This is a genomic window from Nonomuraea sp. NPDC050786 (assembly GCF_040654115.1).
In the GTDB taxonomy this organism is placed as follows: Bacteria; Actinomycetota; Actinomycetes; order Streptosporangiales; family Streptosporangiaceae; genus Nonomuraea.
In genome coordinates this window covers 87942-114266 of sequence record NZ_JBFAHJ010000007.1, presented here as the reverse complement: position 1 = coordinate 114266, position 26325 = coordinate 87942, and the positions used below count along the sequence as shown (strand labels likewise).

Genomic DNA, 26325 nt, shown 5'->3' with positions numbered 1-26325 from the left:
CAGGCCCGCTATTCCGGGCAGGGGAGATTTGAAGGTTTTTGCCGACCTAAATTTGGGGCTATTGGGACGGACCCGCCGTTCAGCGCAGGAGCGTGCGGAGGATGTCCTCGGCATGCGTCCACAGGACCGCGCCCCCGATGCCGGGCACGAGGTGCCGGACGGCCCCGGGAATGCGCGCGGTCAGGCCGGCTCCCTGGTCGGGCGAGTGGCTCGCGTCCTCCTCCCCGTACCACACGTGCACAGGAACGGTGATCGACGGGAGATCGACGTCCCAGTGGCCCATGGCCAGCACGGTGTCCCGCGCGTAGCCCTCCGGCCCCTGCGCGAACGCCTCCGTCAGCGCCTGCCGGTAGGCGGCGGCGAACGAGGGCTCCTGGTAGACGGCCAGATCGCACTCCGGGCTGCCGGCCATCACCATGTCCCACATGGCCTGGGGCGTGAACCCGGCGAAGACCTTCTCCGCGCTGTCCGGGTCGGTCACGGCCAGGTCGACCAGCCGGCCCAGGTCGTCCGGCAGGACCCCGGCGAACCTCACGGCGGCGACCTCGTCGGCCCCCGACACCACGGCGAGCGCACGGGTCACACCACGGGCGGCGCAGGCCAGCGCGAACGGAGCGCCCTGCGAGTTACCCACCATCGCGGGCCGGTCCAGGCCGCGCCGCACGGCGAACGCGCGTACGTCGTCGGCGAAGTCGCCGAAGGTGCGGCGGGGCGCCGGTGTGGAGGCGCCGAGCCCTGGCCGGTCCACCGAGATCAGCCTGACCCGGAGCCCGTCGACCACGTCCGCGCCGAACCCGAGGCTCCGGCTCGTGGCGGCGCCGGGGGAGAGGAGCACCGGGGTGCCGTCGGCCGGCCCCCACTCGGCCCAGCCCATGAGCCTTCCGTCGGGGAGCCGTTCGGTGCCGGCGCGCGCCGGGGGAGAGATACGGGTGGTCGCCACGCTCCTATTGTGGCGACCGGAAACTCCCGGCGCCGCCCATTAAGCGCCGCTGGGGCGAGGTCAGTCCCCGGACACCAGGCGGGCGGGGAAGCCGCCGGTCGCGATGGGCCCCCAGCTGTCGATGTGGATGCGGATCAGCGACTTGTCCTGGCGGCGCATGGCGGCGCGGTACTCGTCCCAGTCGGGGTGCTCGCCGGCGATGCACCGGTAGTACTCGACCAGCCCTTCGAGGGCGTTGGGCATGTCGAGGACCTCCGCGCGGCCGTCGACCTGGACGTACGGGCCGTTCCAGTCGTCGGACACCACGCAGATCGACACGCGCTCGTCCCGGCGGGCGTTGCGCGCCTTGGCGCGGTCGGGGTACGTGGAGACCACGATCCGGCCGCCCTCGTCCACCCCGCAGGTCACGGGCGAGAGCTGCGGCCGCCCGTTCTTGCGGGTGGTGGAGAGCAGGCCGTGGTGCCTGGGGCGGAGGAACTCGAGCAGTTCGGGCAGGTCCACCTGGCGGGCGGTGGCGATGTTCGGAGCCATCTCATGTGCCTTTCGGGTCATACTCAGTGCTCCGATCCTTTCATCCCTCATCGGCCTCTATCCTTCGTGCGGTGAACGATGAGCAGCTCCTCCAGCGCGTCCACGGGCTGGCCGCGAGCGGTGAGCGGGTCGTGGTGGGCATCGCGGGATGCCCGGGAGCGGGCAAGTCGACGCTGGCGGGCCGGCTGGCCGAGCGCCTCACGGCGTCGGGGCTGCCGGCGGTGTGGGTGCCGATGGACGGCTTCCACCTGGCCGACGTCGAGCTCGAACGCCTGGGCCGGCTGCGGCGCAAGGGCGCCATGGACACCTTCGACGCCCACGGCTACCTGGCGCTGCTGCGCCGCGTCCGCGCCGAGACCGCCGCGGTCGTGTACGCGCCGTCGTTCGACCGCGAGATCGAGCAGCCGATCGCGGGCGCCATCCCGGTGCCGCCGGCCGCGCGGGTCGTGGTCAGCGAGGGCAACTACCTCCTGGCCGACGCCGACCCGTGGCGGCAGGTGCGGGCGGCCATGACCGAGGTCTGGTACGTCGAGATCGACGACCGCGTCCGCCTGGACCGCCTCACCCAGCGGCACATCAGGTTCGGCAAGTCCCCCGATCAGGCCGTCCGCTGGGTCGCCGAGGTGGACGAGCCCAACGCCGTCGCCATCCGCGCGACCCGCGAGAGCGCCGACCTGCTGGTGGACCTCGACGCGCTCTCCTGAACCGCGCCTGTCACGCGGCGTGCGCCTTGATCGCCACGCTGGTCAGGGCGAGGAGCAGGTCGAGGTCGGGCTCGGCTTCGACCTTCAGGGCCACCCACGCGTGGTCGGCGCAGAGCTGGACCTGGTCGCAGCCGCCCAGCTCGGGCTCCAGCCGTTCGATCGCGGGCGCCGTCAGATGCAGGCGCACCTCGTCCGTGCCGGTCAGGCGCAGAATCTCGACGCCCTGGACGGTGAATGCCACGCCGCGCCGGGTGTCGCGCACCTCCAGCGCCGGCCAGGACAGCAGCTGAACCACCGCTCGCGCCAGGTACGGCCCGCGGCGCAAGGTCGATCTCCGCCTGGCGGAAATGACTGCCACGTAACCATGCTGCTGCATACGGCCACCCTCCCGCTATCGCCCGTTCTTCAACTGTTATCGGCGGGAAAAGGCCGGCCGTGCGCCGGTGCACCGCGTACCAGCCGTTCTTGCTGGTCAAGAGGGGTTTGTCCGGGTGATATGCCGCCCAGGCAGGGCAGCTGACGGGTCCTGCGGAGAAATCGGGGGGAAAGCGATATGTGCGGCATCTGCGGATGGGTGGATTTCGAGCGGGACCTGCGGGAAGCCGGCGACGTCGCCCGGGCCATGACGGAGACGATGGCCTGCCGTGGCCCCGACGACGAGGGGCTCTGGACGGCGCCGCACGCCGCCATCGGCCATCGCAGGCTCGCCATCATCGACCTGCCGGGCGGCCGGCAGCCGATGGTCGCCGACGACGGCGGCCGGGCGCCGGCCGTGCTGACGTACAGCGGAGAGGTGTACAACTACCGCGAGCTGCGCGCGGAGCTGACCGCCCGCGGGCACGGCTTCCGCACCCAGAGCGACACCGAGGTCGTCCTGCGCGCCTACCTCGAGTGGGGCGAGGAGCTGCCCGGCCACCTGAACGGCATGTACGCCTTCGCGGTCTGGGACGCCGCCCGCGAGGAGCTGCTCCTCGTACGCGACCGCATGGGCATCAAACCGCTGTACTACTACCCGACGCCGCACGGCGTGCTGTTCGGGTCGGAGCCCAAGGCGATCCTGGCCAACCCGCTCGCGCAGCGGGTGCTGGACGCCGACGGGCTGCGCGAGCTGATGTCGTTCGTGAAGACGCCGGAGCACGCGATCTTCAAGGGCATGTACGAGGTGCGTCCGGGCCAGCTCGTCAAGGTGGGTCGCGAGGGGATCGGCAAGCGCCGCTACTGGCGGCTGGAGTCCCGCGAGCACCCGGACGACGTCGACTTCACGGTCAAGACGGTGCGCGGCCTGCTGGACGACATCGTCACCCGCCAGCTCATCAGCGACGTGCCGCTGTGCACGCTGCTGTCGGGCGGCCTCGACTCCAGCGCCATCACCGCGATCGCCGCCAAGGGCCTGCGGGACCAGGGGCTGGGTCCGGTCCGCTCGTTCGCCGTCGACTTCGCCGGCTACACCGAGCACTTCAAGCCCGATCTCACCCGCTCGACGCCTGACGCGCCGTACGTGCACGAGCTCGCCGAGCACGTCGGCGCCGAGCACACCGACATCGTGCTCGACTCGGCCGAGCTGATGAACCCGGCCGTGCGCGCCGCCGTGCTGCGCGCCCGCGACCTGCCGGTCGGCATCGGCGACATGGACAGCTCGCTGCACCTGCTGTTCAAGGCGATCAGGGGGCACTCCACGGTGGCGCTCTCCGGGGAGTCGGCCGACGAGATCTTCGGCGGCTACCGGTGGTTCCACGATCCCGAGGCGGTCGGGGCGGACACCTTCCCGTGGTTGGTCGGCGGGCTCTCCCCGCTGACCGGGTCGGACCACCTGCTCAGCGAGGACGTGCGGCGCCTCCTCGACCTCCCCGGCTACCAGGACGAGAGCTACCGGCGGGCGCTCGCCGAGGTGCCGGAGCTGCCCGGCGAGGCGGGGCACGAGCGGCGCATGCGGCAGATCAGCTACCTGCACCTGACCCGGTTCGTGCAGATCCTGCTCGACCGCAAGGACCGGATGAGCATGGCGGTCGGGCTGGAGGTGCGCGTGCCGTTCTGCGACCACCGGCTGGTGGAGTACGTCTTCAACGTCCCCTGGGCGCTGAAGACCTTCGACGGGCGCGAGAAGAGCCTGCTCCGTGCGGCCACCGCCGACCTGCTGCCCGACTCGATCCTCCAGCGCGTCAAGAGCCCGTACCCCGCCACCCAGGACCCGGGCTACGACCGGGCGCTGCGTGACGAGGCCCGCGCGCTGATCGAGCGCGGCGACCCGCCCTGCGGGCAGGTGATCGACCTGGACCGGGCGCGGGCGCTGATCGACAGGCCGGTCGGCGAGGACGCCGGCGACCGCGCCGCACTGGAGCGCATGCTGCAGCTCGACGCGTGGCTCAGGGAGTACGGGGTCCGGCTCGCCCTCTGATCGACGAATCCTTGGCCGGCGGCGCGCTCTCGCCAACCGCGCTTCCAGCCGGGCAAAGAGTTCGTGCCGATATGAGCGACACGCCGGGTAAACAGATCGCTGCTGGCATCTAGTGGGAACTTTCCTCGCATTCGACATAAGAGACGCTTTGTCGGGTTCGGGTTACTAGCCCGAGGAGGAAGTATGTATCGACCGCTTGGTGCCACCTTCGCTGCGGCCCTGGCCACCATGGTCTACCTGCCGGGTGCGGCCCACGCCTCGCCGTCGGTCGACAACATCGCGCATCGGGGCGGCGCCGCGTACGCGCCGGAGAACACCATCGCGGCCTGCACCATGGCGTGGATGCAGCGGGCCGACGCGTGCGAGTTCGACATCCAGCAGACCAAGGACCAGCAGCTCGTCCTGATCCACGACCAGACGCTGTCCCGCACCACCAACGTCGAGCAGGTCTTCCCCGACCGGTCCCCGTGGCGGGTCGCCGACTTCACGCTCGAGGAGATCCGGCGGCTGGACGCCGGTTCGTGGTTCTCCTCGGGGTTCCGCGGCGAGAAGGTGCCCACTCTCGGCGAGGCGCTTCAGGCCATGAGGCGGTACGGCATCGGGCTGCTGCTGGAGATCAAGCACTCGCCGGGCAATGGCGGGATCGACCAGCGGGTGGCCAACGTCCTGCGACAGAACCGTTCGTTGTGGAGCGGCCGTGGGCTGGTCGTGCAGGCGTTCGACTGGAACGCGATGCGCTCCTTCCACCGCATGGTCCCCGAGGTCCCCATCACCCTGCTCGGCAAGCCGGACCTGAGCAAGCTCTCCGACCTGGGCACCTTCGCCAAGGGGATCAGCGTGCCGCGCTCCAGCCTCACCCCGGAGCTCGTCAGGACGGTGCACGGCAAGGGCATGCGGGTCTACACCGGGCCGACAGACCGGCCTGTCGTCATGCGCCGCTTGGTCTCGTACGGCGTCGACGCCATCATGACGAACCGGCCTGGCCAGCTCGACAGCATCAAGCGGTACTGGTAAGTCGCCAAAAATGTCGGTACCAGCCCCTTCAGATAGTTAGTTCGTAAATGCGACGATTGGAGTCGTTTGTCCCCTGAGCGATAGGCGAATGAATGACAGACGAACACGGGCGAAGGGCTCTCGTGGTGAGGGGCGGCTGGGAAGGGCACGCCCCGGTCGCGGCCACCGAGTTCTTCGTCCCCTTCCTGGAGAAGCACGGGTTCGAGGTGCACCGGGCGGACTCTCCGGCCCCGTACGCGGATCCTGCGTTCATGTCCGGCGTCGATCTCATCGTGCAGTGCTACACGATGGGCACGATCGAGCCGGCCGAACTGCGGGGCCTGGAGGCCGCGATCCAGGCGGGCACCGGAATGGCGGGCTGGCACGGCGGCATCGCCGACTCCTTCCGCAACTCCTCCGACTACCTGCACCTCATCGGCGGGCAGTTCGCCTGCCATCCGGGCAAGGACCCGGCGGAGCGCGAGGGCTCGCAGGCCGACAACTTCGTGCCGTACACGGTGAACATGCTGCCCGAGGCGGCCACCCACCCCATCACCGAGGGCATCGCGGACTTCGACCTCGTCACCGAGCAGTACTGGGTCCTGACCGACGACTACATCGACGTGCTGGCGACGACGACGCAGAAGGTGCGCCCGTGGGACCCCTGGCATCGGGAGGTCACCTCGCCGGCGATCTGGACCCGGCAGTGGGGGAGCGGGCGGATCTTCGTCGCGACCCCCGGGCACAGCCTCGACGTCCTGGAGAACGAGAGCGTGCGCACCGTCATCGAGAGGGGCATGTTGTGGGCCAGCAGGTGAACGTCGGCGTGGTCGGATGCGGCGCCATCTCGGCCCAGTATTTCCAGACCCTCGACCGGCTGCCGGACGTGCGGCTGGTGGCCGTCGCCGACCTCGACCTCGACCGGGCGAGGGAGGCGGTGCGGCCCTACGCGGGGGTCGACGTGGTGAGCGTGGCGGAGCTGATGGCGGATCCGCGCGTGGACGTCGTGCTGAACCTCACCGTTCCGGCCGCGCACGCCGAGATCGCGCTGCAGGCCATAGCGGCGGGCAAGGACGTCTATTGCGAGAAGCCCCTTGCCGCGACCGTGGCGGATGCCGGGCGGATGCTGCGGGCGGCCGAGGCCGCCGGGGTGCGGGTGGGCTGCGCGCCCGACACGGTGTTAGGGACGGGTACGCAGACGGCCCGCAAGGCGATCGACGACGGACTGATCGGCAGGCCGATCGCGGCGACCGCGACGATGATGACGCCCGGCCACGAGCGCTGGCACCCCAACCCCGACTTCTACTACGTCCCCGGCGGCGGCCCCCTCCTCGACATGGGCCCCTACTACATCACCAGCCTGGTGACCCTGCTCGGGCCCGTGACGACGGTCATCGGCGCGGGCAGCCGTACGCGTGCCAAGCGCACGATCGGGTCAGGCCCCCGCCGCGGTGAGGAGATCCCTGTCACCGTCGACACCCACGTCACCGGGGTGCTCGTGCACGAGTCGGGCGTGCTGACCACGCTGGTGATGAGCTTCGACGGGGTGGCGACCAAGTCGCCCAACATAGAGGTGCACGGGGAGAAGGGCTCGCTCGTCGTGCCCGATCCCAACCGCTTCGACGGGTCCGTCCTGGTGTCGGGGATGGGCGAGGAGGGCTGGCGTGCCCTTCCCGAGGCGGCCGGATATGTCGAGGCGGGGCGCGGCGTGGGTCTGGCGGACTTCGCCTCGACCCCGGCGGGCGAGGTCCCTCGTGCGGGCGGAGCGCTGGCCTTCCACGTGCTCGACGTCATGGAGTCGCTGCTGGCCTCGGCCGACTCCGGCGCGGCGGTGACCATCACGAGCACCTGCGCACGGCCCCGTCCCGTGGGCCTGCTTCCGGCCGGGGGCACGCAGGGTTAGGCGACCGGCTCGGCCGGCGGCACGCTCCAGTCCTGCGGGGCGCGCCGCCGGCCGGTTCGGTCAAGGAGTGACGATCGCCAGCTGGTCGACGTAGTCCTCGGTGACCCAGAGGTTGCTGTCGGAACCCTCGGCGATGTCGAACGCCCCCGAGAAGGACGTGGGCAGCGCGTACTCGGTGATGTCCCCGGACGTGGTGATGGTGCCGACCTTGTCGCCGAGCTGCTCGGGGAACCAGAGGTTGTCGTCCGGTCCCGTGGTGATGCCCCACGGGAAGGCGTTGACGTCCTCCAGCTCGTACTCGGTGAAGGTGCCCGAGGTGGTGACGTTGCTCACCTTCGCGTTGGCGTCGGTGTACCAGAGGTTGCCGTCAGGGCCCGAGGTGATCCCGACAGGGAGGGCGCCGGACGACGGGATGCTGTACTCGGTGATCGTGCCGCTGGTGGTGATCTTTCCGATCTTGCCCGTCAGCGACTCCGTGAACCAGAGGTTGTCGTCCGGTCCCGCCGTGATGCGCATCGGGTAGGCGTCGCTGGTCGGCAGGCTGTACTCGGTGATGGTGCCGCTGGTGGTGATCTTTCCGATCTTGTTGCCCAGCTGCTCGACGAACCAGAGGTTGTCGTCCGGTCCCGCGGTGATGCCCCACGGGTAGGCGTCGCTGGTGGGCAGGGTGTACTCGGTGATGGTGCCGCTGGTGGTGATCCGGCCGATCTTGTTGCCGACCGCCTCCGTGAACCACACGGCGCCGTCCGAGCCGACGGCGAGGTGGGCGGGCTGGGAATCGGTGGTGGGAATGGAGTACTCGGTGAACGTTCCCCCGGTGGTGACCTTCCCGATCTTGTTCGCGGTGTTCTCGGTGAACCAGAGGTTGTCGTCCGGCCCGCTGATGATGCCGACGGCAGTGGCGGGGCCGGTCGGAATCTCGATCTCGTCGATCGAGGCCCGCTGGGCCTGCGCGGCGAGCCTGGCCGCCGAGTGGTGCCTGGGCGGAGGCGGGAACTTGCAGCGTATGTGCCGGTGCTCGGGCATCCGTTTGAGTTTGAGACAGAGCTTCACCCACGGGCGTGGCGGTGACGAGTCGGGATCCGCGGCGGCGGACGCGGTCGAGAGCGTGCCGGCCGCCAGGGCCATCGCCATGGCCACGAGCGGATACTTCAGACGTCGAGCGCGCATGACATCCTTTCCGGACGAAGAGCGAAAGGCCGCCGGACCCGCCTGGCGCATAGGAATCCTCGGCTGTCAGGCCGCCACCAGCCGAGCCCTGCGGCGCCGGTGCGACCCTTGAAGACCGATCTGACCGTGATCGCTCCGGCGCTCCCAATATCACTTACGGTCACCGCCCGCTCCGGGCCATCCGTGTTCGTGGCTGGTCATGGAAACGTCAACTCATCGGCGGCCTGTTCGCTGCTCGGCGCTTGCCACGGGACGTGTGGTTCTCCCGGGGCTGACAGCGCGCGCGGCTAGGCTCTGCGCGCGATCGTGACGATCGCGCGGGCGGCATCGGTGACAGGCCCGCGGTGCCAGTCGCCGTACTGCGCCTCGATCTCGAAGCCCGCCTCGCCGAGGAACGTCCCGAGTTCCGGCACGTCGAGGAAGCGCAGGCTCGCACGGTCGACGCGCAGGACGGCGCCGTCCTGGTCGGCGGTCGTCTCGGTGAACGTCACCACGTCGCGGACGACCGACTCGACATGGTGCGACACGCGGAGCCGACGGCCGTGCGCGTCCACGACGTCGGTGGCGTTCGACGGGTTCCACTCTTCCCACGCGCGCGCCCGGGGGTTGCGCGTCTCGAAGACGAACCGCCCGCCGTCACGTAGCGTCCTGCGGATGGCGGCCAGCGACTCCGACAGCTCTTCGTCGGTGACCAAGCACTGGAAGGCGTTGCCGGCCATGACCGCCAGGTCGAACTCGCGATCCCAGGCCGCGTCCGCCGCCACGCCGGCGACCCACTCGATGTCCGTGCGCCGCCGGGCCCGTTCGAGCGCGGCCAGGTCGGGGTCGAGCCCGACGAGCCGCCCGCGGTGACCGAGCTCGCGGGCTTGGTGGAGCATGCTTCCGGTGCCGCACCCCACGTCCAGCACGGCGTCCGCGGCCATCACGAACCCGTCGTAGAACGCGTCGCCGGGATGCCGGACGGGATCCCACGGGTTGAGCACGTCGTACAGGGCGGCGGCGTCGGCATCGGTGAACATCCCCCGAAGTATCACGACGCCGTCAGCTGCTGCCAACCGAATATCCAGGTCCACTCAGTCCCACGCGGGGTCCTGGGCCAGCTTCTCGGCGATCCGGTCGTGAAAGCTCTTGCGCTCGAGAGCCCGCTCGATGTCGGTGACGGCCCGGGAGAGCGGATAAGGGATCTCCGCCTCCAGGTCGGCGAGGGCGGCCTCCGTGGCCCGCCACTCCGCCGCCAGGCGACCGACGACGGCGCGGGCGTTCTCCGTGAGCGTCACCTTCTTGCTGCGCGCGTCGTCGCCCGTGACCGTCTCCACCCAACCGGCCGTACGCATCGCGGCCACCTTCTGGCTGAGCGCCGAATGCGTCCGGCCGACCGACTCGGCCAGCTCGGTGATGGTCATCGGCCCGCGGGCGTGCAGGCGGAGCAGCTCCATCACGAAGCTGGGCTTGAGTCCGTCGATCTGTCCCTCGGTGTAGAGCCGGGCGATGTCCGCGTCCATCGACTCCTGGAGCAGCCGCAGCGGCCGCCAGAGGCTCTGCCCGGTGGGATCGAGTGTCGGGTCTTCCGCCATGCCCGCACGGTAACAGGACTTGTATAAGTGCTGTCATGCAGGACCGGCGTCGGCGATTCTGACGGAGAAGACCACCCGTTCCTCCTCGCCCTCGGTTTGCCCCCACAGCTCGCCGGTGCCGTACCAGAGTGACAGGTCCTCCGGCCGGTAGGCCCAGCTGGTGTGGGCGTGGATCGTCCAGGTGGAGGCGGCGCCGCCGACGTTCACCGTGGCGAAGCGCCTGCTCGGGTTCGGGCCGGGGTGAGAGCCGGCCGACATGTTGAGGTAGAGCACGTCGCCGTCGGCCTGAACGCCCTGCACGTCGCTGATGGCGTCGGCCGGGTTCGCCGGAACGGTGGAGACCCAGGCCTGCACGGGGGAGGTGATGAGCCGGTAGTCGCCGTCGGGCGGCGGCTGGAAGCGGTAGCGGACCAGCTTGGTGCCTGCCAGGGAGGCGGAGGTGCCGCTGGAGCGCTTGTACATGCCCGCGACCAGGCTCGCGCCGCCGGAGCTGTTGCGGTCGAGGGACATGTAGTCGAGGAGGATCGGCGTGATGTAGTGGCGTACCTCCGGAATGACGTAACGGTAGTCACCGCCCCCGCCGTCCCTCTTGCGGTAGATCTTGCGGGTGTCGAACACCCGGATCGTGTGCTTGGTGGAGTCGGGGCCCGAGTAGCCGTTCCAGTTGGAGCTGGAGGTCATGAACAGGTAGGGGCCGTACCACGCCAGCCCGCCGCCGTGTCCGTAGACGCGGCGCAGCTTGCCCTGGCCGTCCACCCACACGGGCAGGACGTTGCGGTAGCGGCGATCGTCGAGGTCGACGACCTTGAGGATCACGGAGTTGGTGCGGTAGTCGGGGGCGTTCGGGTCGGGCGAGTTCAGCCAGGCCCAGCTGGTGATGAGCGCCCTGTGCTCACTGCCGACCGGGGTGCCGTCGAGCTGGGCCTCGCCGGAGGTGGCCAGCCCCTGCGGCACCCATGGAGAGTGCGGGAGGTCGTCCTTGTCGCCCTGGGCGGCGGCGTCCCAGCAGAACCAGGTGCTGACCGGCACCAGCGGCCGGTACGCCGCCCGAGCCGCGCAGCCGGCGTCCTCGCTGCCCGGTAAGGCCGTACGGTCGCTGCCGCTGAGCACCCCGCCCATGCCCACCTGCTCGTACTCCGCTGAGAGCGGCACCGTGTACGGGTCGGATCCGGCGCGCAGAGCGAGCCCCGTCAGGCTCAGCGGTTGGAGTGGCGCCGTGGTGGTCGTCAGGGCCGCCGCGCCGGTGGGTGACACCACGGGAGCGGCCAGGGCGCATGCGGCTGCCATCCGTACGAACCAGGTCAGAGCGGACGTCATCCACTGCTCGGCCACGAAGGTCTCCCTTGTTCACCCGTTAAGATCGACTCATACACCATGCAAGCGGACGCGGCCATAGGCCGGCTCCAGACCGCCCACAGAACACAGGTGATCGGCGATGCTCAACGTGGTGGCCTGGACCAGGATCGAGCCGTGGCGGGTCGCCCGCGCCCGCACCGACCGCGATGAGACGGTGATCGTCAAATGGCTGGACGCCGACGTGGACCTCGCCGCGCTCGCCCCGTACACGCCGCGCCGTCCTTGAACGGCACTGTCAGGGGAGGCGGCGGTCGTCTATCTCGACCGACAGCGCGTCCCACGTGGAGACCAAGCGTGCCAGATCCCCGTCCGCCGCGCCTGGGAGTCCGTCCGGGCGGAAGTGGACGACCGTGCCCGTCGTGCCGTCGTCGGCGATCGGCACCAGATCGGTCACGGGGACGCCGTGTTCGTAACGCTGCGTCCATGCCCCGCCCCGGCGGCGGTTGGTGTGGACGAGCCACTCGCTGAGCGCCGCGACGACGGACATGCCCTGGCGCGGATGGCCGTCGGGAAGCACCTGCGTGCCGGGGTGGTCGAAGAAGCGCAGGTCCTTGGAGGCCATGATCGGCTTCTTCACGGCGCGGCCGTGCTCGTCGAGGCGGGTGTCGGTGCCTCGCCCGCCATCCGCCACGGAGACCGAGCCGTCGGCATGGAGGGTGACGGTGCAGCGCCCGCCGCCGTCGCTCTCGGCCTCGTCGGCCGCGTACGCGACCACCTCGAGGACCAGGTGGCGAAGACCGCCAGGAGCGAACGCGAGCGGGTCCTGCCGGATATGGGCGAGGTGCTCGACATCCACGCCACTCGCCCAGTCATGTGTCGTGTTACGCCACGAAGCCCGTGATGTGCCCACCGGAGGAGCTTATGCCAGGTCCACAAGGTCGCCGCGGCTCCGATGAGTTTCCGCCGCGCCGCCGGTCAGCACAGTCATGACAACCTTCGCTCTGATCCACGGCGGCGGTGGCAGCGCCTTCGACTGGCACCTGGTCGAAGCCGAGGTACGTGCCCAGGGGCACGACACGGTCGCGGTGGACCTCCCGATGTCTGACCCGCAGGCGGAGCTCTGGGACTACGCGGACGCCGTCGTCCAGGCGGTCGGCGGGCGCCGGGACCTGGTCGTGGTGGCCCACTCCTGGGGCGGCTTCGTGGCCCCGCTGGTCTGCGCGCGCGCCAAGGCCGACGCGCTGGTGCTGGTCACCGCCATGATCCCAAGTCCGGGGGAGGCGCCGGACGACTGGTGGGAGCACAGCGGCCGGCCCTCGTCGGACATCAGGGACGAGTACCAGCTCTTCCTGCACGACGTCCCGCGCGAGCTGGGCGAGCGGGTGCTGGCCCACGATCGCGTGCTCGCCGAGAAGATCAGCATGGACCGGGCGCTTCACGAGCCCTGGCCGCTGGCGGTCTGGCCGGACGTGCCGACGAGGTACGTGCTCTGCCGCGACGACCGCTTCTTCACCCCGGACTTCGTCCGCCGCCATGTGAAGGAGCGCCTCGGCATCGTCCCGGACGAGCTGCCCGGCAGTCACATGGCGATGCTGTCGCACCCGCGCGAGCTGGCCGACTACCTGGTCGGCGTGGCCGGCGGGCCACGACAGGGTCAATGATGCGCGGCGGCGGCCTCGCGGAGCAGGTCCAGGAACGCCGACAGCGGCGGATGATCCGCGGTCGTCTCCTTCACGATGACGAAGATGGAGCGGACCGGCGCGGGCCGGGTGACCGGCACGCAGGTGAACGAGGTGGCCGGCATGGTGCTGAGCGCGAGCCGGGGGACCATGGTCACCCCCAGTCCGGTCGCGACGAAGGCGACGGCGGTGGCGTAGTCGTGGGCCTCCACCACGAAGTTGGGGCTGAAGCCGGCCGCGCCGCACGCGTCGAGCATGGTCTGCCGGCAGATGCTGGTGGGCCACTCGTTGTCGATCCACGGTTCGCCGCGTAGCCTGCCCAGCTCGATGACCTCTTCGGCGGCAAGCGGGTGCCCCGGCGGCAGGATCGCCAGGAAGGGGTCGTCGAGCAGGTGCACGGCCCGCAGCCCGGCCGGCACCTGAACGGTGTCGTCCAGCACCATGATCTCGGCGTCGGCGGCCTCGCCGGTCAGTCCCTTGCCGAGCCGCAGCTCCACCCTGATCTCCGGGAAGCGGCGGTTGAACTCCGCGATGACGGGCGGGATCAGGACGGCTCCGGCGGTGGCGAAGTAGCGGACGGTCAGCCGGCGCGTCCTGCCCGCGCGCAGGTCGGCGAGGGCGGTCTCGGCGCGGGCGATCTGGGTCTGGATCTGCCCGGCGTGGCTCGCCAGGAGCCGGCCCGCCTCGGTGGGCCGGATGCCGCGGCCGTTGCGCTCCATGAGCACCGTGCCCGTCTCCCGCTGCAGGGCGGCGACGTGCTGGCTGATCGCGGAGGGCGTGTAGCCCAGGTTGGCGGCGGCGGCCTGGATCGAGCCGGTCTCCACGACGGCCCGCAGCACGGCCAGGCGGTGAACGTCCAACATGGGCCGATCATACAGTCACACTTCACAATGATTAAGAAATCATCGCTTGTGCTGAAATTTCCTTATGGTCGAGGATTCGTACATGGAAATGGGGAGCAAGATCCGTCTCGGCGTCATCGGCCTGGGCGTGATGGGCGCTGAAATGCTCGACGTCGCGCAGCGGCACCCGGGGTTCGAGGTGGTCGTGGCCGCGGATCCCAGCCAGCAGGCGGTCGAACGGGCTCGGGCCGCCCACCCCGGGCCGGCCTATGTCCGGGACCCGGACGAACTGCTCGGCCGCCACGCGCTCGACGCCGTCTACATCGCCTCGCCGCCGGCCACGCACGCCGACTACGCGGTACGCGCCATGAAGGCGGGGCTGGCGGTCTTCGCCGAGAAGCCGCTCGCCGTGGACCTGGCCGAGGGCGAGGAGATGGCGACCGTGGCCGCGGCGACGGGCGCGGTGAACGCGCTGAACTTCGTCATGTCCGACCGCGGCGCCGCCCTGGCCGTCGCGGAGGCGCTGCGCACCGGCCAGGCCGGCACCGTGCGCGGGGTCGAGCTGCGGTTCACCTTCCCCGAGTGGCCCCGGGCGTTCCAGGAGAGCGCCGGGTGGGTGGCCGGGCGGGCGCAGGGCGGGTTCCTGCGCGAGGTGGCCTCGCACTACCTGTTCCTGACCGACCGGCTGCTGGGCCCGCTGTCACCGGTCCACACCCACGTCACCTACGGCGCGGCCGCCGAGTGCGCCGCCCACGGCCTGTTCCTGGCGGGCGACGTGCCCGTCAGCCTCTCCGGCCAGGTCGCCGCGGGTCCGGAGACGTACGAGTGGACCCTGTACGGATCCGACCGGTCGTACCGGATCACCGACTGGTCGCGCCTCTGGCGCGGCGACGGCCGGGACTGGACCACGGTCGACCTCGCTGAGCCGCGCGGCAGCGAGCACACCCGGCTCAGCGAGTTCGCCCGCGCCATGCGCGGCGAGGAGACCACCCTGGCCGACTTCGCCGCCGGCCTGCGAGTCCAGCGCCTCGTCGAGCACTTCCACCGGCAGGCCCTGTGAGAGGATCTGCTGGCGATATGGCCTGATTTGAGCGTTGGGGGCATGATGTACGCGATTTCCCTGGGCGAGGACGGTGCGGAGTTGCGCCCGCTGGAGCCGTGGCGGGCCGAGGAGTTCCTGGCTCACATGGAGCGGGGCCGGGAGTTCATCGGGCAGTACATCAAGGTGCCGGACGCCGTCACGGACGTGGAGTCGAGCCGGTCGTACCTCCAGTCGTACGCGGACAAGACCGCTGCGGACACCGGCCGGATCTACGGCATCTGGGCAGCGGACGGCACGCTGGTGGGCGGGGTGCTGTTCCGGACGATGGATGTCACGCTCGGCAACGCGGAAGTGGGCTGCTGGCTGGAGCCGACGGCGGTGGGCAAGGGGCTGGTGACCAGGGCCGCACGAGTGATCATCGACTGGGCCGTCGAGGAGCGGGGCATCCACCGCGTGGAGTGGCAGGTCGCGGCGGGGAACGCGGCCAGCGTCGCGGTGGCCCGGCGGCTCGGGCTGACGAAAGAGGGCGTGCTGCGGGAGAGCTACCCGTACCGGGGCAAGCGGCACGACATCGAGATCTGGTCGGTGCTCGCGCCGGAGTGGCGGTCGGCACGCGCCGGTGCCCAGCGCTCCTGACCGGGCTCAGGCCCGCCCGGCCGGTCCTGACAGCTCGGGCTCAGGCCCGCCTGCGCCACCATGTGACGAGCACCGCGCCGGCCAGGACTACGGCCGCCACGACGCGGTAGCCGGCGCTCATCCCGTACGTGGCCATCACCGTCCCCATGACGGCGACCCCGACCGCGCTGCCGAGCTCACGGGTGGCGCTGTTGAGCCCGGAGCCGAGCCCGGCCCGCTCGCGCGGGAGCGCGGCCATGATCTCGTGCGACAGCACCGGCAGGCACACCCCCATCGCCGCGCCTATGACCACCAGCCCGGCGGCGTACACCGGGTACGGCATGGCCGCGTCCGCGAAGGACAGCATCGCCAGCCCCGCCACGATCCCCGCCAGCCCGGCGGGGACGGCGGTGCGGGCGGGCAGGCGGCCCGAGAGGCGCGACAGGATGATCATCGGGATGGTGAGCGGCACGATCGCCAGGCCGGTCACCAGCGGCGAGAAGCCCTTGACCTCCTGCAGGTAGCGGGCGTTGACGAAGAACAGCGCGAACAGCCCGAAGAACGTCACCGCCACCCCCAGCGTCCCCGCCCGCAGGCGCGGCAGCGCGAACAACCGGGGGTCGAGCAGCGGCCGCCGCGCGCGGAGCTGGTGCCCGACGAAGACGCAGAACAGCACGACCGCCGCGCCGAACGCCGACAGCACGAGCCCGCTTCCCCACCCGGCCTCGGGCCCTTCGATGACTCCGGTGAGCAGCGCCACGGACGCGGCCGTGAGCAGCGCCGTCCCCGGCAGGTCGAGCGGCGCCGCCTCCAGGCGGGGCGCGCGCGGCACCACCACGGCGACCAGCACGGCCAGCACGCCGGCCAGCAGCACCGGCACGCCGAACAGCGCCCGCCACGGCAGGTACTCGATGATCACGCCGCCGCCCACGTTGCCGATGACCCCGGCGGCGCCGGTGGCGGCGGTCCATGCGGCGACGGCGTGCCCGCGCTCGGCGGCCGGGTAGGCGCCCACGGTCAGAGCCAGGGAGGCGGGCATGATCATGGCCGCTCCCGCGCCGCTCACCGCCCTGGCGGCGATCAGCGTGCCGACGTCCGGGGCGAGCGCGGCCACCAGGCAGCCGGCGGCGAACACCCCCATGCCGGCCAGCAGCACCCCCTTGCGGCCGAACCGGTCGCCGGCCGCCCCGGCGGGAATGAGCAGGCAGGCGAAGACGATGACGTACGCGTCGACGATCCAGAGGATCTGCGACGGCGACGGGCGCAGGTCGCTTGCGGCGATCGTGGGGATGGCGAGGTTGACGGCGGCGACCAAGGCCACCGCGAGGATCACGGAGGAGGCCATCACGGCCATGATCCGGGTCCGGGCCGGATGTCCGGTTTCCAGCATCGTTGCGGGCATGCGAAACTCCCGGTCGATGGAGAAGGATGAGGTGTCGAGCGGAGGCCTCCCGCGTGATTCACCGTAGACTCGGCGCCGGTCTTACCTCAAATGCATCTTTGGCAGGTGATACATGCGCCAGACGCAACCGAGCCTCGACCTGCTGATCGCGCTGGACGTGCTGCTGGAGGAGTGCAGCGTCTCGGCCGCCGCGCAGCGCCTGCACCTGTCGGAGCCGGCCATGAGCCGCACGCTCGGCCGCATCCGCAAGGCGATGGGGGACCCCGTGCTGGTGCGCTCGGGGCGGCAGATGGTGCCCACGCCGCGGGCGCTGGCCGTGCAGGCGGAGGTACGGGAGCTGGTGGAGGCGGCGAGGAAGGTGTTCACGCCCCCGGGCCGGCTGGATCCGGCCACGCTGGTGCGGCGGTTCGTCATCCTGGCCTCGGACGCGGTGATCACCGCCATCAGCGTGGCACTGCTGACGGAGGCGGCCAGGTCGGCTCCGGGGGTCCGCTTCCACTTCATCCCCGAGGGGTACGGCGACGCGCAGGCGCTGCGTGACGGGAGCGCGGACCTGGAGGTGACCGTGATCTCGGACCCGGCGCCGGAGACCCGCGTCGAGCCCATCATGGTGGATCGGGCGGTAGGCGTCGTACGTCCCGGGCACCCGCTGCTCGACGGCCCGGTCACGGCGGAGCGGCTGGCGGCGGCCGAGCACGTGATCGCCTCCCGGCGGGGCCGCGCGGCGGGCCCCGTGGACGAGACCCTGGCCGGCATGGGGCTGAGGCGCCGCATCGCGGGCTCGGTGCCGACGTTCGAGGCCGCGCTGGCGGTGGTGCGGCAGTCCGATCTGGTGGGGATGACGCCGGAGCGGCTGACCGGGCCGCTGGTGGATGCGCTGGGGCTGGTGCGGTTCCCGATCCCGTTCCCGTTGCCGGAGATGACGCTGTCGCAGGCGTGGCACCCCCGATACGACATGGACCCCGCGCACGTGTGGCTGCGGGACCTGGTGCGCGAGGTCCTCGGCGGCCACGGCTGAACGCATGTCAGCGTGGCATGACGGCGCGGCCGAGGAAGGCCAGCAGCCGGTGGTGGGCGAGGGCGCCCGCCGGAGCGGGGAGCGCGGGGCCGAACATGCCGGGCCGGCGGAAGGCGTCGAAGTCCATGCTCTGCATGATCGCCAGGAGGTCCGCGCAGGAGTCCTGGTCGACGAGGTGCTCCTGATCGGTGACGACGGCCAGGTCGACGCCGTGCACGAGGAGCTCGGTGAGGTGGATGAGCGCGGCCATCTGACCGGGGACCGCGCCGAAACCCAGGCGGACGGTCCCCTCCAGCGCGTCCGGGCGGCGCCAGGCCGCGCGGTCGAGGTCGGCCGCGGCGGCGAATGCGCCGTACGGGTCGGTGCCGAGCCAGTCGGAGTCGTGGTCGGCGCCGGCGTCGGTGCCGGTGAGCTCGGCGGCGAAGATGCGCATGCCGCCGACCAGGTGGTTGAGCTCGGTACGTACCTCCCAGCCGGGACAGAGCGAGGGAGCGGCGAGCCGGTCGTCGGTGATGCCCTTGACGATGGCGCCGGTCATGTCAAGGGCGCGGTCGATCTGGTCGGTCACGGTGGTCATGTCGTACTCCGGAAGAGGTGGGACGGGGTCAGGCGGCGTGGCCGAGGACGTCGTCGAGCCAGTCGTAGACGCGGGCGAAGGCCAGGCGCTGTGCGCCGGACTGGCAGTGGGCGTCGGCGCCCTGGTCGGCGGTGAACTCCAGCAGCGTCTTGGGGCAGGTCAGGTGCTCGTACAGCAGTTCGGGCTGGCCCAGGAAGAAACCGTCGTCGGCGCCGGCGCAGACCAGCGTGGGGCAGCTGATCTTCTCGGCCACGCCGTCGCGCAGGTGGTAGTCGAGATACGTGGCGCAGAACGCGCGCGGGGTGTCCACGCCCATGGCGTACATGCCGTGTTCGATCGCCCACCGCGTCATCGGACTGGCGGCCATGGCGGCCTCCAGCATGGCGTCGAGCTCGGGGTCGCGCTCGGCGCGCAGGCGGCGCTCGGCCTCGGCGCGCGGCAGGGGGATGGAAGCGGTGGCGATGTGGCCCAGGTCGTAGACGCCGTCCAGGGCGATGACCGCGGCGACGCGCTGGTCGAAGGCGGCCGCGCGCGGCATGAGCAGGCCGCCCATGCTCGCGCCGAACAAGGCGATCCGGGCCGGGTCCACCTCCGGGCGGGACAGGGCGTGGTCCAGGACGGGGCCGACCACGTTCTCCCAGTCGGGACGGAACATCAGGCCCTGGTGGTGGCGGGTGCCCGGCTGGCCGGGCCCGTCGAAGGCCAGCACGTTGTAGCCGCGCTCGACGGCCGCCGCGGCGCCGAAGAAGTGCATCTCCTCCACCGTGCCGTCGAACCCGTTGCACATCACCACGGTCGGCCTGGCCGCGCCGGAGTCGTCGACCCGGTACAGGTACCCGGGAAGGACGGTGTCCTCGTACGGGATCTGCACCGGCTCGACGACCGGCGTGAACAGCGTCGCGGCCTGCCGGAAGCAGGTCACCGAGGCGTCGTAGGCGTGCCGGATGCGTGGGTCGGTGGCGTTGCCGTGCAGGAAGAACTCGGCGGCGCGGTAGTAGTTCGAGGCGCGGAGCAGGGCGTCGCGGGCGCTGATCCGGTGTCCGTCGTCGAGCGACGTCCGCGCCTCGGCGGCCACCCTGTCGGCAGTGGCCAGCCACTGGTCGTACCAGCTGTCGTAGTCGCCCGGGGTGATCCGCTCGCAGGTGACCGCGACCTCGCCGAAGTCGGCGCCGCCGTAGGCGATGTGCCCGAAGGTGCGCAGGGTCTCGTACCAGAACTGGGGGTTGTCGGGGAAGAACAGAGGCTGCATGGCTGCTCCTAAAGCCGCTAGAGGCTGCGTTTAGAAGAACTGTAGGGCGCGGATCGACGCAAACGCAAGTCGCTACTGCGTTAAGGGGGGAGCTGGCTGGCGCGGGGAGGCCAGGGGCGACGCCGATCAGCCGGCGATCGCCGCGATGAGTTCGTCCCGGCTCTGCGCCCGGGTCTTCCGGTACACCGATTTCAAGTGGTCGTTGACGGTGTAGGTGGACAGGCCCAGGGCGCGGGCGATCTGTTTCGCCGCCGCCCCGGCGTACAGGTGCTCGATGACGCGGCGTTCGCCGGCGGTGATGCCGTACCAGTCGCAGAATGACGGCAGCAGCAGTTTTCCGCCGGCCGCCTGGATGAGAATGGCCACGTCGCTGTCGCCGTTCTCATCCAGGGGCTGGCCGTGGATCAGCACCCAGCGCCCGAAATTGGCCGACGGCGCGCAGATCAACGGCGTCCAGGCGTGCGGATCACGAGTATGTGTCCGTACATGCAAGGAGAGCCCCACCCAGAACGCGTCGGCGATCCAGTCCGGCACTCCGCTTCCGGCGGCCGGCCACATCTGCCGCGTCCACGCCCGCGCCTGGGGCGAGACCGACCGGACCCTGTGATCAGCGCCGATCGTGATGACCCCCGTCGGCAGTGCCGGAACGGTGGGCGCCAGCGGGCCGGCCGTCACATATCCGCGCAGCGCCGCCAGCAGCGCGGGGGCGAGCTGCTGGACCTGGCGGACGTCGCTCTCGCCGAAGGGCCTGCCCCCCTCGGCGCGGAGCAGGCCGAGCAGGCCCCACACGCCCTGGCGGTCACGTATCAGCAGGCGCAGTTCGCTGCCCGCCCCGTGGGAGGCCAGCACCTGCCGGATCTGCGCGTTGCGCCGCCCGTCGCCGGTGCCCGCTCCCGCCACGCACACCGGCACGCTCTGCTGGGCGAGGACCGGCAGCGGGCACGGGTCGCCGTGCAGATAGCGGTTGAGCACCAGGTCGCTGATGAGCGCAGGCTGGTATTCGTGCCAGAAGCTGAACGCTCCCAGCCCGATGCCGAGCGCCGGATTGAGGCCGACCAGCCGGAGCGCGTCGTGCGCCACCCGGCGTCCGACAATGTGCGAAATCGCCGCACCAACCTCGGCCGGGTTACCGGGCGGGCCGAGCGCCGAGCACAGCTCGCGGGCGATTCGCTCTTCCATCAGATATGAATTCTAGTTACCGCCCAAAAGAATAACCAGCCATTAGAATTCAGTAATTGTCGGCACTTTTTCTCTTGCCTGAACCGTATGTGTAGGCTTTTGTTGATGTGATTCATATATCCCTTATGGGAGTCTCTCTCGGGGGCTTTCCTCGCGTACTCCGTCCTGCTCGTGGTGGGGACTGTCGTGCGGGCCGTGCTGGTGATCTTCTGGCTCTGCACGCGCTGACTCAGCCGATGAACGAGTAAGGGCCGAAGCGGCCCCACGCCACGAAGAGGGCCAGGGCGAGATAGGCGAGGTTCACCACGATCACCCGGTTCTCGTGACGGCGCAGGTGCGTGATCATCGCGCCGACCATCAGCAACACCACACCGACGGCGGCCAGCGGCACCAGGACCGGCGCGATGCCGAGCACGGCGGGCAGGACCAGGCCCACCGCGGCCAGGGCCTCGACGGCGCCGATGGCCTTGATGGCGCCGGCGCCGAAGTCCTCGGTCCATCCCCCGCCGGGAGCGGCGGCCAGCTTCCCCTTGGACAGGGTCAGCTTGAGTACGCCGCCGGACAGCAAGGCCACGGCCATCAGTGCCGCAATGATCCATAGAGCGATGTTCATGAGGGTTCCTCCTCGCAGGTGATTGTTCGCCTCAGGAGTACGACGACGCAGCCCCTCGGAAGGTCAGGGAGGTAGGGCTGGCCGTACCTGAATGCTCCAGTGGGCGGGATCGATCAATGGCGTCCTCCGTCGACATGCTGGGTGATGTTCGAAGCGGACGACCCCCACCAAGACATCAGGAGCATTTCCATGTCGCGTATCTCTTCCGAGTCGCAGTCCTCCCGGCGCGCGCGGGTTCTGGCGGCGGCGCTGACCGGGCTGGCAGGGCTGGTCGTGGCGGGGACGCCGGCCGCCGCGGCCAGCGGCCTCGACCGCGGCGACCAGGTCGTGCAGAAGAAGCTGGACGGGCTGGTCGCGAAGGACAAGTTCCCGGCGGCGCTGGCCGCGGTGCAGGACGGCAAGGGGCGGACCCGCAACTACACCGCCGGGGTCGCGGATCTGACGACCAGGGCGAAGGTCCCGGTCGACGGTTGGGTGCGGATCGGCAGCAACACCAAGATGTTCACCGCGGTGGCGGTGCTGCAGCTCGTCGGCGAGGGCAAGGTCGGCCTGGACGAGCCGATCGAGACGTACCTGCCGAAGGTGGTCCGCGGCAAGGGCATCGACGGCAGGAAGATCACGGTACGGCAGCTGCTGCAGCACACCAGCGGCCTGCCGAACTACACCCGCTGGATACCCAGCGCGTTCGAGACACGTGATGTCTACCGCTCGCCCCAGGACCTGCTGAAGATGTCGTTCGCGCACAAGGCGTCGTTCGCGCCGGGCAAGAGCTGGGAGTACAGCAACACCGGATACGTCCTGCTCGGTCTGCTGATCGAGAAGGTCACCGGGCGGCCGCTGAGCGATGAGCTCAACGACCGGATCATCAAGCCGATCGGGCTGCGGCACACGTACTGGCCGGCCAAGCGGGACCAGACGATCCGCGGGCGTCACCCGAAGGGGTACGGATCGGAGAAGCCGGGCGGCAAGCTGGTGGACATCACGAACCTGGACCCGTCCTGGGGGTGGGCGGCCGGGCAGCTGATCGCCACCCCGAGCGACGTCAACCGGTTCATGAGCGCGCTGATGGACGGCGAGCTGCTCAAGCCGGAGCAACTCGCGGCCATGAAGGACACGGTGAAGGCGCCCGGTTTCCCGGCCGGCTGGGAGTACGGGCTCGGCCTGATCAAGATGCGACTGACCTGCGGCGACGTCGCCTGGGGGCACGGCGGCGACATCGACGGCTACGAGACCCGCAACGGGGTGACCGAGGACGGCCGGGCCGCCACCGTCGCCGTCACGGCGCTGCCCGGCTCCGAGAAGGCCATGCAGCACGTGATCGACGCGATGGACACCGCCCTCTGCCGGTGACCGCCTCCTGGCAGCCGGGCTCCCATTCGTCCAAGACCGGGCGGATCGATCGCGTGGTAGCTTCCGGGCAAAGCGAGCCCTGATCCCACGAGAGGAGCGGGTCGTGGCGGTGACCAGCACCGGGCACGAGCAAGGCCGGCCGTCGGCATGGGAAACGGCATGGGAAGTACTGGCACCCGTGATGGACCTGGTCACGCCGATGGCGGTACGGGTCGCGGCCACGCTGGGCCTGACCGATCTGATGGCCGACGAGGCGGTGCCCGTCGAGGAGCTGGCCCGCCGGTCCGACACCGACGCGGACGCGCTGGGCAGGCTGCTGCGTCACCTGGTCTGCCACGGTGTCTTCACCGAACGCGAGCCGGGCAGGTTCGCGGTCAACGAGCCCGCCGCGCTGCTGGCCTCCGACCACCCTTCCGGGATGCGGGCGCAGCTCGACCTGGCAGCCTTCGGCGGGCAGATGGACCTGGCGTTCACCGGTCTGCTGCACACGGTCCGCACGGGGCGACCGGCGTGGGAGACGGTCTTCGGCGCCCCGTTCTGGCACCATCTCGCCGCGAACCCACAGCTGAGCGTGTCCTTCGACGCGACGATGGCCGCCGGCGCTGACTACGTCGCCGACGCGGCCGGCGGATACGACTGGTCCGGCGTGCGGCACGTGGTCGACGTCGGCGGCGGCACCGGCGCCCTGCTCGCCGAGGTGCTGCGCGCGAACCCGGACATCCGGGCCACGCTCGTGGATCTGCCGGAGACGGTGGATCGAGGCCGGCAGTACCTGGCCGAACGCGGGCTGGACACGCGCTGCGCGTTCGCCGGCCAGAGTTTCTTCGATCCGCTGCCCGCCGGGGCCGATGTGTACGTCCTCAGGCGGGTGGTGCACGACTGGAGCGACGACGACGCCCTGCTGATCCTGCGCCGGTGCGCCGAAGCGGCCGGACAGCACGGACGGGTCGTGGTGATCGATTCATCCGGCGGTTCGGGTGCCGACCCGGCCATGTTCGCCGAGATGAACCTGCGCATGCTCGTGCTCAGCGGCGGCCGCGAGCGCACCGTCGAGGAGTACGTCGCCCTCGCCGCCGGGGCCGGGCTGGACCTCGCCGACGCCCACCGCACCCCGCTCGGACACGTCGTCCTCGACCTGCGGGCCGGAGGTCAGGCGCCGCAGGAGCAGGGCGGAGGCGGATCGGCCCAGCGCAGGGCGATGTAGGGCTCGACCTGGCCGCAGTAGCGGACCCGCTCGCGGGTGATGCGGTAGCGGGCGCACACCTCGGGTGCGTCGGGGGAGCGGCGCGGCACGGGGACGACGAGGACGCCGATGTCCTGGTCGATGTGCGTGAGCAGGCCGTGGCAGGGGCCGCCCAGGCAGATGGCGTTGCGGTCGTGGCCGTCGTCGCGCCGTTCGGTGCTCATGCCGGGTACGCGTGGGTCTCGGTGGCCTTGACCGAGGCCCAGATCGTCTGGCCGGGGGTCAGGTCGAGGTCCGCCAGGGCGGCGGGAGTGATGTCGGCGAAGGCGGTGATGGGGCCGTCGAGATGGACACGTACGTTGTCGCCGTGGCGTTCGACGCCCTCGACGCGAGCCTGCCAGACGTTGCGCGGGCTGCCGTCCGGGCGGGAGCGGTAGAGCGCCACGGCCGCCGGCGCGAACGCGACGAAGGCGGGCCCCTCCAGCGGGTCGGACGTGCTGATCAGCAGCTCGCCCACCTTGACCCGGCCCCCGTCGGCCACCCCTCGGTAGAGGTTGAGCCCGACCAGGCGGGCCACGTAGTCGGTACGCGGGCGGCGGGCGACCTCGGCCGGGGAGCCCTGCTGGACGACGGCGCCGTTCTCGATGACGATCAGCCGGTCGGCCAGCACCATCGCGTCCAGCGGATCGTGGGTGACCAGCACGGTCGCGCCGTCGAAGTCGGCCAGGTGGCGGCGGAGCTGGGAGCGGACCTCCAGCCGGGTGTGGGCGTCCAGCGCGGCCAGCGGCTCGTCCAGCAGCAGCAGGCGCGGCTCGACGGCCAGCGCCCGCGCCAGCGCGACCCGCTGCGCCTGGCCACCGGAGAGCTGCCGGGGCTTGGCCCCGGCGTGCTCGGCGAGGCCCACGCGCTCGAGGAGCGCGGCGGCGGTGCGCCGGGCCCCGGCCTTGGACAGGCCCTGGCAGCGCGGGCCGAAGGCGACGTTGTCCAGGGCGGACAGGTGCGGGAAGAGCAGGTAGTCCTGGAAGACCATGCCGATCGGGCGCTCTTCGGCGGCCAGGGTGTGCAGGGGCCGGCCGCCGAGGCTGATCTGCCCGCCGGTCATCGCCGTCAGCCCGGCCAGAGCGCGCAGCGCGGTGGTCTTGCCGGCGCCGTTGGGGCCGAGCAGCGCGACCACCTCGCCCGGGGCGACCTCCAGGGTGAGGTCCAGCGTGAACGCGGGCCGGGTGACGACCAGGTGGGCGTGGAGCGTCACGGCGTGCTCACCCACCGATCGCGCAGGCTGGCCAGGATGACGACCGAGACGGTCAGCAGGACGAGGCTGAGCACGATGGCCGCCTCCGGCTCGCTCTCCAGCGCCAGGTAGACCGCCAGCGGCATGGTGCGGGTGGTGCCCGGGAAGTTGCCCGCGAACGTGATCGTGGCGCCGAACTCGCCCAGCGCCCGCGCCCAGCACAGCACCGCCCCGGCCACGACACCCGGCATGATGAGCGGCAGGGTGACGCGGCGGAAGACGGTCCAGCGCGAGGCCCCGAGCGTCGCGGCGGCCTCCTCGAAGCGCCGGTCGGCGCCACGCAGCGCGCCCTCCACGCTGATGACCAGGAACGGCATCGCCACGAACGCCTCCGCCACGATCACGCCCGCGGTGGTGAACGGCAACGTCACCCCGAACGTGGCCGCCAGCCACTGCCCGATCAGCCCGCGCCGCCCCAGCACCAGCAGCAGCGCCACGCCGCCGACCACAGGGGGCAGCACCAGCGGCACGGTCACCAGGGCCCGCACCACCCGCACCCCGGGGAAGTCGACCCGGGCCAGCAGCCAGGCCAGCGGCACCCCGAACACCAGGCACAGCGCCGTCGCGATGGTCGCGCACACCAGCGACAGCCGCAGCGCCTCCAGCACCTGCGGCTCGGCGAGCCGCTCCAGCAGCGTGGGCCAGGGCGCGCGGACCAGCAGCCCGGCCAGCGGCAGCACCAGGAACGCCAGCCCGGCCACCGCGGGCAGCACCAGCATCCAGGGCAGGCGGCCGGAGGCCTGACCGGATGACGCCGAGCGGCGCTTGGAGGTGGCCAT

29 protein-coding genes are annotated in these 26325 nt (G+C 71.0%); 12 read left to right on the top strand and 17 right to left on the bottom strand.

The window, feature by feature from the left end; all coding sequences use genetic code 11:
• Positions 1-79: 79 nt before the first annotated feature.
• Positions 80-940 (bottom strand): alpha/beta hydrolase, encoded by an 861-nt coding sequence (locus AB0H84_RS15975; RefSeq protein WP_357603887.1) that lies wholly within the window; start codon positions 938-940, stop codon positions 80-82.
• Positions 941-1000: 60 nt separating this feature from the next.
• Positions 1001-1471 carry a PPOX class F420-dependent oxidoreductase gene (locus AB0H84_RS15970; RefSeq protein ID WP_357603885.1) on the bottom strand — a complete coding sequence of 157 codons (471 nt, stop codon included), beginning with the start codon at positions 1469-1471 and terminating at the stop codon, positions 1001-1003.
• Positions 1472-1542: 71 nt separating this feature from the next.
• On the opposite strand from AB0H84_RS15970, the gene AB0H84_RS15965 reads away from it, so the two are divergent.
• Positions 1543-2175 (top strand): nucleoside/nucleotide kinase family protein, encoded by a 633-nt coding sequence (locus tag AB0H84_RS15965; RefSeq protein WP_357603884.1) that lies wholly within the window; start codon positions 1543-1545, stop codon positions 2173-2175.
• A 10-nt stretch (positions 2176-2185) separates the two neighbouring features.
• Here the strand turns inward: AB0H84_RS15965 and AB0H84_RS15960 are convergent, their stop codons facing one another.
• Positions 2186-2533 (bottom strand): luciferase family protein, encoded by a 348-nt coding sequence (locus AB0H84_RS15960; RefSeq protein ID WP_357603882.1) that lies wholly within the window; start codon positions 2531-2533, stop codon positions 2186-2188.
• A gap of 195 nt (positions 2534-2728) precedes the next feature.
• On the opposite strand from AB0H84_RS15960, the gene asnB reads away from it, so the two are divergent.
• The 4 genes from asnB to AB0H84_RS15940 all read left to right on the top strand — a co-directional run bounded on the left by asnB (position 2729) and on the right by AB0H84_RS15940 (position 7466).
• On the top strand, positions 2729-4570 hold the full coding sequence (asnB, locus tag AB0H84_RS15955; protein ID WP_357603880.1) for an asparagine synthase (glutamine-hydrolyzing): 1842 nt from the start codon (positions 2729-2731) through the stop codon (positions 4568-4570).
• 183 nt (positions 4571-4753) lie between these two features.
• Positions 4754-5584 (top strand): glycerophosphodiester phosphodiesterase family protein, encoded by an 831-nt coding sequence (locus AB0H84_RS15950; RefSeq protein ID WP_357603878.1) that lies wholly within the window; start codon positions 4754-4756, stop codon positions 5582-5584.
• Between the two features lie 92 nt (positions 5585-5676).
• On the top strand, positions 5677-6381 hold the full coding sequence (locus tag AB0H84_RS15945; protein WP_357603876.1) for a ThuA domain-containing protein: 705 nt from the start codon (positions 5677-5679) through the stop codon (positions 6379-6381).
• Positions 6366-7466, top strand: coding sequence for a Gfo/Idh/MocA family oxidoreductase (locus AB0H84_RS15940; RefSeq protein ID WP_357603874.1), 1101 nt, complete (start codon positions 6366-6368; stop codon positions 7464-7466). Before AB0H84_RS15945 ends, AB0H84_RS15940 begins: the two co-directional genes overlap by 16 nt.
• A 60-nt stretch (positions 7467-7526) precedes the next feature.
• Here AB0H84_RS15940 and AB0H84_RS15935 read toward each other — a convergent pair whose 3' ends face one another.
• From AB0H84_RS15935 to AB0H84_RS15920, 4 genes are all read right to left on the bottom strand, one after another.
• Complete coding sequence (locus AB0H84_RS15935) at positions 7527-8636, bottom strand: virginiamycin B lyase (protein WP_357603872.1); 1110 nt, start codon at positions 8634-8636, stop codon at positions 7527-7529.
• Between the two features lie 287 nt (positions 8637-8923).
• Entirely contained in the window at positions 8924-9655 is a 732-nt protein-coding gene (locus AB0H84_RS15930; protein WP_357603870.1) for a class I SAM-dependent methyltransferase, read from the bottom strand.
• A gap of 54 nt (positions 9656-9709) precedes the next feature.
• Positions 9710-10210 (bottom strand): MarR family transcriptional regulator, encoded by a 501-nt coding sequence (locus AB0H84_RS15925; RefSeq protein WP_357603869.1) that lies wholly within the window; start codon positions 10208-10210, stop codon positions 9710-9712.
• Positions 10211-10243: 33 nt separating this feature from the next.
• A complete protein-coding gene (locus tag AB0H84_RS15920; RefSeq protein WP_357603868.1) occupies positions 10244-11542 on the bottom strand; it encodes a hypothetical protein in 1299 nt (432 codons plus the stop codon).
• A gap of 103 nt (positions 11543-11645) precedes the next feature.
• Between AB0H84_RS15920 and AB0H84_RS15915 the strand changes: the two genes are divergently transcribed.
• Complete coding sequence (locus AB0H84_RS15915) at positions 11646-11792, top strand: hypothetical protein (protein ID WP_357603866.1); 147 nt, start codon at positions 11646-11648, stop codon at positions 11790-11792.
• A gap of 9 nt (positions 11793-11801) precedes the next feature.
• On the opposite strand, the gene AB0H84_RS15910 is transcribed toward AB0H84_RS15915, so the two are convergent.
• The gene (locus AB0H84_RS15910; RefSeq protein WP_357603864.1) at positions 11802-12362 is read right to left on the bottom strand and encodes a hypothetical protein; all 561 of its coding nucleotides are present in this window, start codon (positions 12360-12362) and stop codon (positions 11802-11804) included.
• A gap of 130 nt (positions 12363-12492) precedes the next feature.
• Between AB0H84_RS15910 and AB0H84_RS15905 the strand changes: the two genes are divergently transcribed.
• Positions 12493-13167: an alpha/beta hydrolase gene (locus tag AB0H84_RS15905; RefSeq protein WP_357603862.1), complete on the top strand. Its 675-nt coding sequence runs from the start codon at positions 12493-12495 to the stop codon at positions 13165-13167.
• On the opposite strand, the gene AB0H84_RS15900 is transcribed toward AB0H84_RS15905, so the two are convergent.
• A complete protein-coding gene (locus AB0H84_RS15900; protein ID WP_357603861.1) occupies positions 13161-14048 on the bottom strand; it encodes a LysR family transcriptional regulator in 888 nt (295 codons plus the stop codon). The two genes, AB0H84_RS15905 and AB0H84_RS15900, sit on opposite strands and share 7 nt — an antisense overlap.
• Before the next feature lie 82 nt (positions 14049-14130).
• Here AB0H84_RS15900 and AB0H84_RS15895 point away from each other — a divergent pair, with 82 nt between their 5' ends.
• Positions 14131-15087 carry a Gfo/Idh/MocA family oxidoreductase gene (locus AB0H84_RS15895; protein WP_357603860.1) on the top strand — a complete coding sequence of 319 codons (957 nt, stop codon included), beginning with the start codon at positions 14131-14133 and terminating at the stop codon, positions 15085-15087.
• 45 nt (positions 15088-15132) lie between these two features.
• Positions 15133-15705 carry a GNAT family protein gene (locus AB0H84_RS15890; protein WP_357604279.1) on the top strand — a complete coding sequence of 191 codons (573 nt, stop codon included), beginning with the start codon at positions 15133-15135 and terminating at the stop codon, positions 15703-15705.
• Between the two features lie 40 nt (positions 15706-15745).
• On the opposite strand, the gene AB0H84_RS15885 is transcribed toward AB0H84_RS15890, so the two are convergent.
• A complete protein-coding gene (locus AB0H84_RS15885; RefSeq protein WP_357603858.1) occupies positions 15746-17086 on the bottom strand; it encodes an MFS transporter in 1341 nt (446 codons plus the stop codon).
• Positions 17087-17198: 112 nt separating this feature from the next.
• Here AB0H84_RS15885 and AB0H84_RS15880 point away from each other — a divergent pair, with 112 nt between their 5' ends.
• Positions 17199-18104 (top strand): LysR family transcriptional regulator, encoded by a 906-nt coding sequence (locus tag AB0H84_RS15880; RefSeq protein WP_357603857.1) that lies wholly within the window; start codon positions 17199-17201, stop codon positions 18102-18104.
• Between the two features lie 7 nt (positions 18105-18111).
• On the opposite strand, the gene AB0H84_RS15875 is transcribed toward AB0H84_RS15880, so the two are convergent.
• The 4 genes from AB0H84_RS15875 to AB0H84_RS15860 form a co-directional block, all read right to left on the bottom strand.
• Positions 18112-18681: a TIGR03086 family metal-binding protein gene (locus tag AB0H84_RS15875; RefSeq protein WP_357603855.1), complete on the bottom strand. Its 570-nt coding sequence runs from the start codon at positions 18679-18681 to the stop codon at positions 18112-18114.
• A 28-nt stretch (positions 18682-18709) separates the two neighbouring features.
• A complete protein-coding gene (locus AB0H84_RS15870; protein ID WP_357603853.1) occupies positions 18710-19930 on the bottom strand; it encodes an alpha/beta fold hydrolase in 1221 nt (406 codons plus the stop codon).
• Between the two features lie 126 nt (positions 19931-20056).
• Positions 20057-21109 (bottom strand): helix-turn-helix transcriptional regulator, encoded by a 1053-nt coding sequence (locus tag AB0H84_RS15865; RefSeq protein WP_357603850.1) that lies wholly within the window; start codon positions 21107-21109, stop codon positions 20057-20059.
• Positions 21110-21338: 229 nt separating this feature from the next.
• Positions 21339-21722: a DoxX family protein gene (locus tag AB0H84_RS15860; RefSeq protein ID WP_357603849.1), complete on the bottom strand. Its 384-nt coding sequence runs from the start codon at positions 21720-21722 to the stop codon at positions 21339-21341.
• 189 nt (positions 21723-21911) lie between these two features.
• On the opposite strand from AB0H84_RS15860, the gene AB0H84_RS15855 reads away from it, so the two are divergent.
• Entirely contained in the window at positions 21912-23072 is a 1161-nt protein-coding gene (locus AB0H84_RS15855; RefSeq protein ID WP_357603847.1) for a serine hydrolase domain-containing protein, read from the top strand.
• Positions 23073-23175: 103 nt separating this feature from the next.
• Complete coding sequence (locus tag AB0H84_RS15850; protein ID WP_357603845.1) at positions 23176-24276, top strand: methyltransferase; 1101 nt, start codon at positions 23176-23178, stop codon at positions 24274-24276.
• Here AB0H84_RS15850 and AB0H84_RS15845 read toward each other — a convergent pair.
• Genes AB0H84_RS15845 through AB0H84_RS15835 form a run of 3 tightly spaced genes read right to left on the bottom strand, consistent with a single transcriptional unit; the run spans position 24222 to position 26325 of the window.
• Entirely contained in the window at positions 24222-24479 is a 258-nt protein-coding gene (locus AB0H84_RS15845; protein ID WP_357603844.1) for a hypothetical protein, read from the bottom strand. The two genes, AB0H84_RS15850 and AB0H84_RS15845, sit on opposite strands and share 55 nt — an antisense overlap.
• The gene (locus AB0H84_RS15840) at positions 24476-25522 is read right to left on the bottom strand and encodes an ABC transporter ATP-binding protein (protein WP_357603842.1); all 1047 of its coding nucleotides are present in this window, start codon (positions 25520-25522) and stop codon (positions 24476-24478) included. The genes AB0H84_RS15845 and AB0H84_RS15840 overlap by 4 nt, the downstream gene beginning before the upstream one ends.
• Positions 25504-26325, bottom strand: a complete 822-nt coding sequence (locus AB0H84_RS15835; protein ID WP_357603840.1) for an ABC transporter permease — start codon at positions 26323-26325, stop codon at positions 25504-25506. The genes AB0H84_RS15840 and AB0H84_RS15835 overlap by 19 nt, the downstream gene beginning before the upstream one ends.

Coding starts and splice junctions, on each gene's coding strand:
- AB0H84_RS15970 (WP_357603885.1), bottom strand. CDS start 1,471: ATGGCTCCGAACATCGCCACCGCCCGCCAGGTGGACCTGCCCGAACTG.
- asnB (WP_357603880.1), top strand. CDS start 2,729: ATGTGCGGCATCTGCGGATGGGTGGATTTCGAGCGGGACCTGCGGGAA.
- AB0H84_RS15950 (WP_357603878.1), top strand. CDS start 4,754: ATGTATCGACCGCTTGGTGCCACCTTCGCTGCGGCCCTGGCCACCATG.
- AB0H84_RS15945 (WP_357603876.1), top strand. CDS start 5,677: ATGACAGACGAACACGGGCGAAGGGCTCTCGTGGTGAGGGGCGGCTGG.
- AB0H84_RS15935 (WP_357603872.1), bottom strand. CDS start 8,636: ATGCGCGCTCGACGTCTGAAGTATCCGCTCGTGGCCATGGCGATGGCC.
- AB0H84_RS15930 (WP_357603870.1), bottom strand. CDS start 9,655: ATGTTCACCGATGCCGACGCCGCCGCCCTGTACGACGTGCTCAACCCG.
- AB0H84_RS15925 (WP_357603869.1), bottom strand. CDS start 10,210: ATGGCGGAAGACCCGACACTCGATCCCACCGGGCAGAGCCTCTGGCGG.
- AB0H84_RS15915 (WP_357603866.1), top strand. CDS start 11,646: ATGCTCAACGTGGTGGCCTGGACCAGGATCGAGCCGTGGCGGGTCGCC.
- AB0H84_RS15905 (WP_357603862.1), top strand. CDS start 12,493: ATGACAACCTTCGCTCTGATCCACGGCGGCGGTGGCAGCGCCTTCGAC.
- AB0H84_RS15900 (WP_357603861.1), bottom strand. CDS start 14,048: ATGTTGGACGTTCACCGCCTGGCCGTGCTGCGGGCCGTCGTGGAGACC.
- AB0H84_RS15895 (WP_357603860.1), top strand. CDS start 14,131: ATGGAAATGGGGAGCAAGATCCGTCTCGGCGTCATCGGCCTGGGCGTG.
- AB0H84_RS15890 (WP_357604279.1), top strand. CDS start 15,133: ATGTACGCGATTTCCCTGGGCGAGGACGGTGCGGAGTTGCGCCCGCTG.
- AB0H84_RS15885 (WP_357603858.1), bottom strand. CDS start 17,086: ATGCCCGCAACGATGCTGGAAACCGGACATCCGGCCCGGACCCGGATC.
- AB0H84_RS15880 (WP_357603857.1), top strand. CDS start 17,199: ATGCGCCAGACGCAACCGAGCCTCGACCTGCTGATCGCGCTGGACGTG.
- AB0H84_RS15875 (WP_357603855.1), bottom strand. CDS start 18,681: ATGACCACCGTGACCGACCAGATCGACCGCGCCCTTGACATGACCGGC.
- AB0H84_RS15870 (WP_357603853.1), bottom strand. CDS start 19,930: ATGCAGCCTCTGTTCTTCCCCGACAACCCCCAGTTCTGGTACGAGACC.
- AB0H84_RS15865 (WP_357603850.1), bottom strand. CDS start 21,109: ATGGAAGAGCGAATCGCCCGCGAGCTGTGCTCGGCGCTCGGCCCGCCC.
- AB0H84_RS15860 (WP_357603849.1), bottom strand. CDS start 21,722: ATGAACATCGCTCTATGGATCATTGCGGCACTGATGGCCGTGGCCTTG.
- AB0H84_RS15855 (WP_357603847.1), top strand. CDS start 21,912: ATGTCGCGTATCTCTTCCGAGTCGCAGTCCTCCCGGCGCGCGCGGGTT.
- AB0H84_RS15845 (WP_357603844.1), bottom strand. CDS start 24,479: ATGAGCACCGAACGGCGCGACGACGGCCACGACCGCAACGCCATCTGC.
- AB0H84_RS15835 (WP_357603840.1), bottom strand. CDS start 26,325: ATGGCCACCTCCAAGCGCCGCTCGGCGTCATCCGGTCAGGCCTCCGGC.